A 10,062-nucleotide genomic window follows, 5' to 3' on the forward strand; every position below is an offset into this window, starting at 1 on the left:
TGCTGGCGCTGCTGGCCGGCCGCCACGTGCCGGAGCGCCAAACCGCCTGAGCCATGGGTTACACTGCTCGCCGCCGACATTAATCGACCGGGAGCACCCCATGGGCTGGGATTTGGCAACGCCGTTTATCATCGATCTGCAGGTCGGTGCCGACGACATCGACGGTCTGGGGCACGCCAACAACGCCGTTTACGTGTCCTGGCTCGAACGCTGCGCCTGGCGCCATTCCCAGCGCCTGGGGCTGGACCTTAGCGAGTACCGCAGGCTGGATCGCGCGATGGCCGTGGTGCGTCATGAGATCGATTACCTCGCCGCCGGTTACGAGGGCGATGAGCTGCAGTTGGCGACCTGGATCGTCGACTGGGACCAGCGCCTGAAAATGACCCGACGCTTCCAGCTGGTACGCCCGCGTGATGGCGCTACCTTGCTGCGAGCGCAAACCACCTTTGTCTGCATCGAACTGTCCAGCGGCAAGCCCAAGCGCATGCCGTCGGAATTTCTTGAGGGTTATGGCCCTGCGCTGCAAGGCGAATTACCTGCCAGCGTCTGAAACCAGTAAACTGCGCCACGTTTTTCGTTGAGTGTTTTCCATGCAAATTGCTTTGGCGCCCATGGAGGGGTTGGTCGACAACATCCTGCGGGACGTGCTGACCCGGGTCGGTGGTATTGATTGGTGCGTGACCGAGTTCATCCGGGTCAACGACCGCCTGCTGACGCCTGCCTATTTCCACAAACTCGCCCCTGAGTTGCTGCACGGTGCCAAGACCGCTGCCGGCGTGCCGCTGCGTGTGCAGTTACTCGGTTCAGACCCGGTGTGTTTGGCGGAAAACGCCGCCCTGGCGTGTGAGCTGGGCTCTCAGGTGGTTGACCTCAACTTCGGTTGCCCGGCCAAGACCGTGAACAAGTCCCGTGGCGGTGCGGTGCTGCTCAAGGAGCCGGAGCTGCTTAACCAGATCGTCGAACACGTACGGCGTGCGGTGCCGGCACATATTCCCGTCACGGCCAAGATGCGCCTGGGCTTCGACAGCCCCGACGGTGCCCTGGTGTGCGCCACGGCCCTGGCCGAAGGCGGCGCAGCGCATATCGTGGTGCATGCCCGCACCAAGGCTGACGGCTACAAACCTCCGGCGCACTGGGAGTGGATCCCGCGTGTGCAAGAGGTGGTCAAGGTGCCAGTGTTCGCCAACGGTGATATCTGGAGCGTTGAAGACTGGCGGCGGTGTCGCGAAATCAGTGGTGTCGAAGACATCATGCTCGGTCGCGGCCTAGTGGCTCGTCCCGACCTGGCCCGGCAGATTGCTGCCGCGCGGGCCGGGGAAGAGGTGGTCGAGATGACTTGGGCGCAGATGCAACCCATGCTCCAGGAATTCTGGCGGCAATCCGTTGAGCAATTGACCGAGCGCCAGGCGCCGGGACGCTTGAAGCAATGGCTGGCGATGCTGACCCGCAACTATCCCGAAGCAGTTGAACTATTTACGCTGATGCGGCGGGAAACCGACCTGGAGCAGGTAGGACGATTGTTAGGGGTGCCTGATTCGGTTGCGCTGCAAAATTGAGTACATATATATAAGCGTTTCAATTCAGTAGGAAGGGTGCCGTGGGCGCCCTTTTTTTTGCTTGAAATAAGGCCGCGGATCGTTAACAGCGGGTGTTTGTGGGCACGTGGCTAGAGCTTTTTGATTGCTTTATATATGTGAGCAAGTTTCTTGTTTGCTACAGAGTCTTGCGGTGTCAGCGGCGCATATTTTTAAGTTTTGTTAGTTGGAGTATGAGGGGCGCGCGCAATAACACAGATATGAATGACTGGCGTGGGTGAGTGATTTCATCAATTTGCCTTAACGGCTGACTGTTGCCTGATATATCCATTTTGCCCACGGCGACCACCGGGTAAGCATGATGTTTTACGGAAAGTCCATAGGATAAAGTCTCTATTTTCATTTGATTTCCTTATGTGAAGGCCGATTTTCGGAACCCGATGCTCGCAACACCCACGAAAGTAGGGAGTGTGCAGCACTCGGGTTTGTTTCCAGCCCAGAACCTGGACGGTCTGTTTGCAGACCGCTGAAGGAGTTTTGGCAATCACTGAATAAGGATTTGTTTATGTCTAATTTGTCGGTCAATAATTTCCCTCGCTTGACTAATGACTTCAATCAGCAGAATGCAGACCTGCCAAAGTCTGTCGACAAGAGCGCCGGCGAAATCCGGGCGAATACGCCCGGCACAGTATTGAAAAACAATCCCGCCGTGGTGACGGATGGAACCGTCACCTTCAACAAGGATGCACTCGAGAAGTTGTTCGAGTTGTTTGAATATGCATTCAAGGCCATACGGAACATGCTGTCCGGGCAGGGGGGGATGCCCAAGTTGGTACCCGATGCTGGCCCGCTGCCTAAACCCGAAAAGAGTAGCGATACTCCGGTGAAGGATAAGGCGGACAGTAAATCGAATGTGCCGGACACTGCGGCCAAGGACAAGGCGGGGACTGACTCGCAAGTGCCGAACACTGTAGCCAAGGACAAAGCCGAGACCAACTCGCCGGTATTGAACACTGCACTCAAGGACAAGTCCGGGACCAACCCTGAGGTGTCAGTACAGAAAGACAAGCCAGCAAACAATCCAGCGGTCCCGAGTTCCGAGGTTAAGGTAACGCCTAAACCCCTGCCAGAGCCCCGCAGGCCAGACCCCGCATCGGGCAAGGACGTGCAGCCGAACGCCCGGAGCAGTTCCGACGTGAACGTCACGGTCCAAGTGATGAACTGCCATTGCCCTCACCCGGATGCAACGAAGCCGGTCCCGCCTAAGCCCGATGCACCGGTCCCGCCGAAGCCCGACGTGCCAGTCCCACCGAAGCCCGATGCACCGGTCCCGCCGAAGCCAGACGCTCCGGTCCCACCGAAGCCGGATGCGCCTAAACCAGATGCTCCGAAGCCGGATAAGCCGGAGCCGGACATCACTTCGCCAGGGCCGTCTGAGGATTTCTTTGAGTTCGAAACCAGCGGCAGGCGTCGAGCGTTCGACAACGACTGGCGGTTTAATCCCGGCCGCCGGATAAGCAGGTAAGTCGGCCACTTCCTCAGTTTTTTTCAACAAGGCGCTCCCGATAAAAAACGTCGGGGGGCCCTTGATGAAGGATGGTTATATGTCTTGTTCAGAAATCAATAATGCGGGCGCGGTCAGAAACTATTATCAACATTCGCAAACCGGCAACACACCAGGACGATCGGTTCCCGTGCAGCCGGTATTCGTTAATAACCAAGTCCTCTCATCGTTCGGTAATAACGATCAAAGTACCGTTGGGAACACAGCCAGCGACACCCCGCTGTTAGCAAAGCTCCTCGAACTGTTCACCCAGTTTTTTACACAGTTGCAAGGCCTGCTGGCGGGCAAGGAACTGGCGAATACAGTTGCGACCAAGGTAACGCCTGCGCCCCCGCCGGCAGTGCTGCCCAAGCCGGATGCACCCCTGCCGGATCCAACACCGCAGCCGCTTCCTGATCTGTCCGATAAGCGCAACGGCGCCAAGCCGGCAAATATATGGAACGGTTTTCGCCAGGGCCCTGACGGTAATTGCGTGACCATTTCGGCGATCAAGGCGGCGATGGCGAAGTTCGGTCAAAGCCCGACCGATATCTTCAAGTCTGTTCAAGCCAAGGGTGATGGCTATCACATTGTCATGCGTGACGGGTACGCGCTGGATTTGAGCAAGGATGAATTGGCCCAGGCCAGGCGTGGCTCGAAGTTTGTCCCGATGCGCGATCCCGGCATGCTCAAGGATGCGCACTTTCTATTTGCCGTCAGCGCCAAGCGAGCGATGCTGGAAAACAATGACGGGACTGCAGGCAGGAGCTTTCAATCCGCGATAAACAGCCTCAACGACGGTGAGGACGAAACGGGGCCCGGGGAAGGCTTCAAGCGTCTGGGCTTGCGCCAGCATATGAAAGAAGTTCCGGTCAGTGCGTTTGCTGATAAATCATTGATCGGTATGGTCAACAGGAGCAGGCACTCTGTAGCAGTGGTTGATGGGTGTGAGGAGATGTATGGGACTAAAGCGGGAAGACCGCGGTTTGGACGGGCTATTGCATTGGTTGGCTAACGGGCCGTCCATAAAACAATAAGAAGATGATCGTTGCTGCGCAACACGTTAAATCTATAACTAGATCTTGTTGAACTTATTATCTGACTGAGTGCAGTTCATCGCGTGCAGAAAATACTGTATGCCGTGTTCATGCACTTTCTTTTTATGCCTGAACGCAACGTGCAGGTGGCAGCGTTTACCACGGGCTATTGTGTGTTCGCCCTTTAAAGGAGTGCTCCATGATTACGATGAATACGGGTTATGCAATGAGTACGGCGGTCCATCATCCTGCGCGTGTATACGGGGGTGAAAATAAATCCGTCGACAGTGTAAGTACTTTGAATTCTACCGAGCGACAGTTCGGTGAGCATTTTGATACGAGCAGCCATTCTGCTGTTATCCAGATGATGATATCGACCTTCGGTCCTGCGCGCGCTGATCTATTTGATGAAGTAAAGCGCGTTGGCTCGGGGTATGACGTTACGCTGAAAGACGGTTATAAGTTGCATGTTTCCGATCATGAAGTGCATGGCACTGCGTCAGCGTCGAGATTTGTCGGTGGTGATGCCAATACAGTGGAAAACGCGAATTTCGCATTGGCTGTCTTCGTCAAGCGCAAACAATTGTCCAGTTCCGACAGCCGTATCAGCAGCAGCTTTAACGCGGCCTTGACCACGTCCTTACAGGGTGAGACTGCATCGAACCTGCTCAAGGGCATGGGCATGGGCCGTTTTATGCAGCAGATCCCTTCGGAGCAACTCGTCGGCAGGAACTCCGTCGGCGTCATGGAGGCGCATAACTTCGGTGCCGCGTTGATTCGGGATGGGGTGGCGCATCGGTTTGACCGTCAATATCGCCCCGACCGTCCCTACGTCTACGTGCTGGACAAGGAGGGGCAAACGGCTAAGCCGGTCAAGCGAGATGTGCCGGTTGCTCCGGTCGATGTTCCCCACGTCGATACGCCGTCCACCCGGCGTGGCCGCAAGCCCGTTGACATTCTCAGCGGATTTAACGCGGCCGAGCGAGGATTCGGTGAGGTTGTTGATGGCAGCAGCCATGCCTGCGTCATAAAAATGATGATGATGAGGTTTGGTCCAGACGCCACGGATATGTTCGAGAAAGTCACCCCGGCGGGAGACGGTTATGACATCACGATGAAGGACGGTTTCGAACTGCATTTTTCCCTGCAAGAGTTGCAGCAAGCGACCACGGCCTCGCGTTTCGCTGGGAACAACCCCGACGCGGTGAAGCAGGCCAACTTCATGCTGGCGGCGTACACGAAGCGCAAGCAGATGACCCGCGGTGACCAGGACCCTGGGGCATCGTTTGAAAAGGTTTTATCGAACACGCTCAAAGGCGATACGGAATACCGCGTGTTGAAGGGCTTGGGCATGACTGGCTTCTTGCGCATCGTGCCACCCGCCAAGATGCAGGAGCAGGGCGCGGTCGGGGTGGTCAGTACTTTTGGCTATTCGAGTGCCTTGGTACTGGATGGCCTGCAGCACAGCAATGGTGACAAGCCATCGATCGTCAAATCTTATGGCTACATGCTCGCCGAGGAGGTACCGGACGGAGTGCCCGTTGGTTCAAGCTCGCGGCCCCTGCCTATTTCCAATGTGCCGGTCGGGGTCAAGCCTGGGGATATCTGGCGTGGATTCTATCAAGGCGTCGAGGGGAACTGTGTCACGGTATCGGCGATCAAGGCGGCGATGATGAAGTATGGGCAAAGTCCCCGGGGCATCTATAAAAACATCACCGAGACCCGCGACGGTTACACCGTGACGATGCGCGATTCCAGCAAGGTCAGCTTGACCCATGCAGAACTGAAAACAGCCCGGGAACACTCGAATTTCAAAGGCACCGACGCCGGCCTGCTCAAGGATGCGAATTTCCTGTACGCCGTCAGCGCCAAGCGGGCGCAAATGGAGAACCACGAGTTTCGTGCCGGCGAGAGCTTTGAAGCGGCGATGAGCACGCTCAATGATGGCGAGACCCCTGGTGATGCACTGCGGCGTCTGGGTTTGTTCGCCTTTACCCGAAGCAGCAGCGTCCAGGCGCTGGCAGATGGTGCAACCGGCACGTTGGCGAACTTCATGCATTCTGTTGTCGTCGTTGATGGGGCTTTTGATGATTACGGGTATAAACACCCACTGAAATCATCAAGCTGGATGGATGAAGAGGGCACCGCGCTAACGCTGGTTTAGGTTTAAAGGTGCAGAGTTTGAGAAACACAGGCCACGAGATCTCGTGGTCTTTTTTCTGCGCGCAGAAAAGACAAGTCCGATGGTGGCCGGCTGCATATGCCTTGCAATCTGTGTCCGCATAGGTAGTTGGCCTCGGCTACTCTCATCGACTCTGGAACCTCCTGGTCATGGATGAAATTCAACAGCATTGGCTGTATGCCCTGTCTGCTCCCATGGTGTCCATCAACCCTGGCGCCGGTTATCTCGAGCCGGCTTTCTATGCGGGTCCTTCCCCTATTGATCTCGACGGCAGCTGGGGAATCAATGATCGCGACCAGTTGTTCGGCATGTTGTCCCTGGCGGACAACAGCCATGCACGTCACCTCAACGAGGCCTACCATCAATGGGTGACGGTAGGGGAGACGGCCAAACAATGCGGCAACCATCCGTTGCACCGCAGGCATACGCGTCGCGCCGCCCAGCAGCGCCGGGGAGTGCTTTGCATCCTGCATGGTAGGTGTGTCCGAAAATGGAAAGCACCTGAATCTACAGGCTCAAAAAGCAGCTGCCCATCAGGAAAATCCGGTGCGACTTATTCCGATGAAGTGGCCTGAGGCATTCGCTTCAGTACCTGCCTGAACCCTTCCACCGGCAAGGGCCGACTGTGCAGATACCCCTGATACAAATGACACCCAAGCCCCTGCAAAAACGCCAGTTGCTCAGGGGTTTCCACACCTTCGGCAATGACGTCCAGGTTCAAGCTGCGCGCCATGGCCACAATGGCACGGATGATCTCCGCATCGTTGGGGTCATGGGTGGCGTCGCGCACAAACGACTGGTCGATCTTCAGCGCATCCACCGGCAGGCGCTTGAGGTAGGTCAGCGACGAATAGCCGGTGCCGAAATCATCCATCGCAAAACTCACGCCGAGCTTTTTCAGGCGGCGCATTTTGCTGATGGTGTCGTCCAGATTCTGGATCACGATGCCTTCGGTGATTTCCAGCTTTAGCAAGGTATAAGGCAGGTGGTGGTTGCGCAGGCTGCGTTCTACCCGTTCGACAAAATCATTCTGGCGAAACTGCCGCGGGCTGATGTTGACGCACAGGCTGAAGTTCAGCGGGTCTACCAGGCCCTCGGCAATCAACTGCGCGAAGGTGCTGCAGGCTTCGTCGAGGATCCAGGTGCCCACTTCAAGGATCAGGCCGCTGTCTTCCAGGACCTTGATGAATTCCGTCGGGGACTGTGCGCCCAACTGCGGATGTTGCCAGCGCACCAGGGCCTCGGCGCCGACGATGGTGTTGCCGCGCGCATCCACCTGGGGTTGGTAATGCACGCTGAACTCGCCGCGGGCCAGGGCCAGGCGCAGGTCGGTTTCCATGCGCAGCCGCTCGCTGGCGGTTTTCTGCATGCTGTTGTGGAACATCTGGATGGTGTTGCGCCCTGAATCCTTGGCCCGGTACAGGGCGATGTCGGCGCGCTTGAGCAAATCTGCCGGGGTTGAGCCGTGATCGGGGATCAGCGCCACACCGATGCTCGGGGTGACTTGCAGGCGGTGGCCATCCAGGAACATCGGTTCGGATAACAGTTCGCGCAGGGTATCGGCCAGCTCCTGGACTTGAGTGCTGACTTGCGGGCGCGTGCCTTCCAGGCCGCTGAGCAGCACCACAAACTCATCGCCGCCCAGGCGTGCCACGGTGTCTTCCATGCGCACACTGGCTTCAAGGCGTGCAGTGACGATCTTCAGCACCGTGTCGCCGACCGGGTGGCCGAGGGAATCGTTGATGTGCTTGAAATGGTCCAGGTCAAGAAACAGCAGGGCGCCCCGCAGGTTGTGGCGCTTGAGCAGGGCGATCTGCTGGCTCAGGCGGTCCATCAGCAGGGCGCGGTTGGGCAGGTTGGTCAGGGGGTCGTGATAGGCCAGGTGGCGAATCTGCGCCTGGGCGTTTTTCAGCAGGCTGACGTCCCGGGCGGTCAGCAACAGGCAGGGGGTTTCATTGAGGGTGATGGGCTCCACCGACACTTCAACCGCCAGCACTTCGCCGCGTTTGTTGTGCCAGAGCATTTCCAGGTGATGAATGCGGCCCTTGATCTGCAACTCGGCCAATAACGCCGCGCGCTGGTTTTCATCGGCCCAGATGCCGATCTGGTACAGCGTCAGGCCGATCGCTTCTTCGGCGCGGTAGCCGGTGAGGCGGCAGAAACCGTCATTGACCTCCACGTAGCGCCCGGTATCGCGCTCGGTGATCGACACCGCATCGGGGCTGGAATGAAAGGCCTTGGCGAACTTCTCTTCGCTGGCCTTGAGCGCCGCTTCCGAGCGTTGTTGTTGGGTGATGTCCCGCAGGGTGGTGACGATGCAGGGTTGGTCGCTGACCTGGATCAGGCGGCTGGATATCACACAGTTCAGGGTCTGGCCGTTCTTGTGATGAACGGTGATTGCCACGTTGCTCAGGGATTGTTCGCGGATCACCTGCTCGATGCGCTGCAGGCGTTGGCTGGACTCCTCCCACAAGCCGATCTGCTCGGCGTTGTTGTTGAGCACCTCGGCGGCGGTCCAGCCGAAGGTCTGGGTGAAGGCCGGGTTGATCTCGATAAACTGGCCGGTCTCCAGGCGCGTCACGCAGATTGGGTCGGGGCTGGCGAGGAACAGGCTGGCGAATTTTTCTTCGGATGCGATCAGGCGCTGCTCCCGTTCAACCTGGTCGGTGATGTCGAGCAGGGTCCCGGCCATTCGCAACGGTACGCCCGTGTCATCGCGATACAGGCGGGCGCGGCTTTCCAGGTAGCGCGAACTGCCGTCTTCCAGTTGTACGCGGTAGGTCAGTTGGTAGTTGCCCGCCGGGCCTTCGCGCAGGGTGCGGTAGGCGTTGCGCATGCTCTCGCGCTCTTCCTGGGGCATGCCTTCAAAGAAGGCCTCGAAGGATTCGTGGAACGGTTGGGGTTCCAGTCCGTGCAGTTGGGCGGCGCGGGCCGAGCCATAGAGCATGCCGCTGGGGATGTGCCAGTCCCAGGTGCCCAGTTGCGCCGAGTCCAGGGCCAGGTCCAGGCGTTCCTGGCTGTCCTTGAGGGCCTGCTCGGCATTCTTGCGCTCGGTGGTGTCGAGGAAGGTGCTGATCAGGTAGTCCTCGCCGTCCAGCTCGACTTTCTGGGCGCTGAGGGTGCCATCGTGGACCTGCCCGTTGCTGGCGCGAAACTGCACTTCCATGGTGATGGGGGCGCCTTTGCGCTGGGTGGCCTTGACCAGATGCGCGCGTTGTTCCGGGTGTACCCAGAGGCCCAGCTCCAATGTGCTGCGGCCAATGGCATCGGCCAACGGCCAGCCGAACAGGCTTTCGAAATACTGGTTGGCTTCGCTGATCAGGCCGTCCGCCTGGCGGGTCAGCAGGACCATCAGCGGGCACAAATGGAACAGGGTGGCGAAGCGCTTTTCCGAATGGCTGAGGGCGTGTTCGCGCTCGCGCTGGTGGGTGATTTCGCGGATCACCCCGATCATTCGCCGACGCCCGGCCTTGTCCGGTAGCAGGCTGCCGTTGATTTCCAGCCAGTGCAGGCTGCCATCGGGCCATTGGATACGGTGGTGCATGGCCTGGACAGCGGGTTCGCCGGCCAGCACCGCATGAAAGGCCCGGACCACCTTGGCGCGGTCTTCGGGGGCCAGCAGGTCCAGGTACTCCAGGTCTTCAGGCAGCGGCTGGCGCGGGTCGAAGCCGAACAGGGCCTGAGTGCCTCGGGACCAACTGATCCGGCCGGTATCGATTTCCCAGCTCCAGGCGCCCAGCCGGGCAGCGTTGAGCGCCGCCAGCA

At 58.5% G+C, this 10,062-nt stretch carries 7 protein-coding genes and 1 pseudogene; 5 read left to right on the plus strand and 3 right to left on the minus strand.

What is annotated here, in order from left to right; translation table 11 throughout:
* Positions 1–100: 100 nt before the first annotated feature.
* Positions 101–550, plus strand: coding sequence for a thioesterase family protein (locus HX846_RS31400; RefSeq protein WP_003214456.1), 450 nt, complete (start codon positions 101–103; stop codon positions 548–550).
* A 40-nt stretch (positions 551–590) separates the two neighbouring features.
* The gene (locus HX846_RS31405; RefSeq protein WP_003214454.1) at positions 591–1,556 is read left to right on the plus strand and encodes a tRNA-dihydrouridine synthase; all 966 of its coding nucleotides are present in this window, start codon (positions 591–593) and stop codon (positions 1,554–1,556) included.
* A 175-nt stretch (positions 1,557–1,731) separates the two neighbouring features.
* Here HX846_RS31405 and HX846_RS31410 read toward each other — a convergent pair whose 3' ends face one another.
* Entirely contained in the window at positions 1,732–1,938 is a 207-nt protein-coding gene (locus HX846_RS31410; RefSeq protein ID WP_134326072.1) for a hypothetical protein, read from the minus strand.
* 162 nt (positions 1,939–2,100) lie between these two features.
* Between HX846_RS31410 and HX846_RS31415 the strand changes: the two genes are divergently transcribed.
* From HX846_RS31415 to HX846_RS31425, 3 genes are all read left to right on the plus strand, one after another.
* The gene (locus HX846_RS31415) at positions 2,101–3,060 is read left to right on the plus strand and encodes an adhesin (protein WP_178966886.1); all 960 of its coding nucleotides are present in this window, start codon (positions 2,101–2,103) and stop codon (positions 3,058–3,060) included.
* Between the two features lie 79 nt (positions 3,061–3,139).
* Positions 3,140–4,093 carry a hypothetical protein gene (locus HX846_RS31420; protein ID WP_218166062.1) on the plus strand — a complete coding sequence of 318 codons (954 nt, stop codon included), beginning with the start codon at positions 3,140–3,142 and terminating at the stop codon, positions 4,091–4,093.
* A gap of 221 nt (positions 4,094–4,314) precedes the next feature.
* Complete coding sequence (locus tag HX846_RS31425; protein WP_178966887.1) at positions 4,315–6,279, plus strand: hypothetical protein; 1,965 nt, start codon at positions 4,315–4,317, stop codon at positions 6,277–6,279.
* Between the two features lie 386 nt (positions 6,280–6,665).
* Here the strand turns inward: HX846_RS31425 and HX846_RS40500 are convergent.
* Positions 6,666–6,743, minus strand: a pseudogene (locus HX846_RS40500) (Hsp70 family protein); the annotation flags it as partial.
* 107 nt (positions 6,744–6,850) lie between these two features.
* On the minus strand, positions 6,851–10,062 hold a 3,212-nt coding region (locus HX846_RS31435; RefSeq protein WP_178966889.1), incomplete at its 5' end, for a bifunctional diguanylate cyclase/phosphodiesterase.

The sequence above is a fragment of the Pseudomonas sp. K5002 genome (genome assembly GCF_013386655.1).
Lineage (GTDB): Bacteria > Pseudomonadota > Gammaproteobacteria > Pseudomonadales > Pseudomonadaceae > Aquipseudomonas.

What these genes read in the sequence shown, in the direction of transcription:
- HX846_RS31420 (WP_218166062.1), top strand. Translation starts at nt 3,140, where the DNA reads ATGTCTTGTTCAGAAATCAATAATGCGGGCGCGGTCAGAAACTATTAT.
- HX846_RS31405 (WP_003214454.1), top strand. Translation starts at nt 591, where the DNA reads ATGCAAATTGCTTTGGCGCCCATGGAGGGGTTGGTCGACAACATCCTG.
- HX846_RS31415 (WP_178966886.1), top strand. Translation starts at nt 2,101, where the DNA reads ATGTCTAATTTGTCGGTCAATAATTTCCCTCGCTTGACTAATGACTTC.
- HX846_RS31425 (WP_178966887.1), top strand. Translation starts at nt 4,315, where the DNA reads ATGATTACGATGAATACGGGTTATGCAATGAGTACGGCGGTCCATCAT.
- HX846_RS31400 (WP_003214456.1), top strand. Translation starts at nt 101, where the DNA reads ATGGGCTGGGATTTGGCAACGCCGTTTATCATCGATCTGCAGGTCGGT.
- HX846_RS31410 (WP_134326072.1), bottom strand. Translation starts at nt 1,938, where the DNA reads ATGAAAATAGAGACTTTATCCTATGGACTTTCCGTAAAACATCATGCT.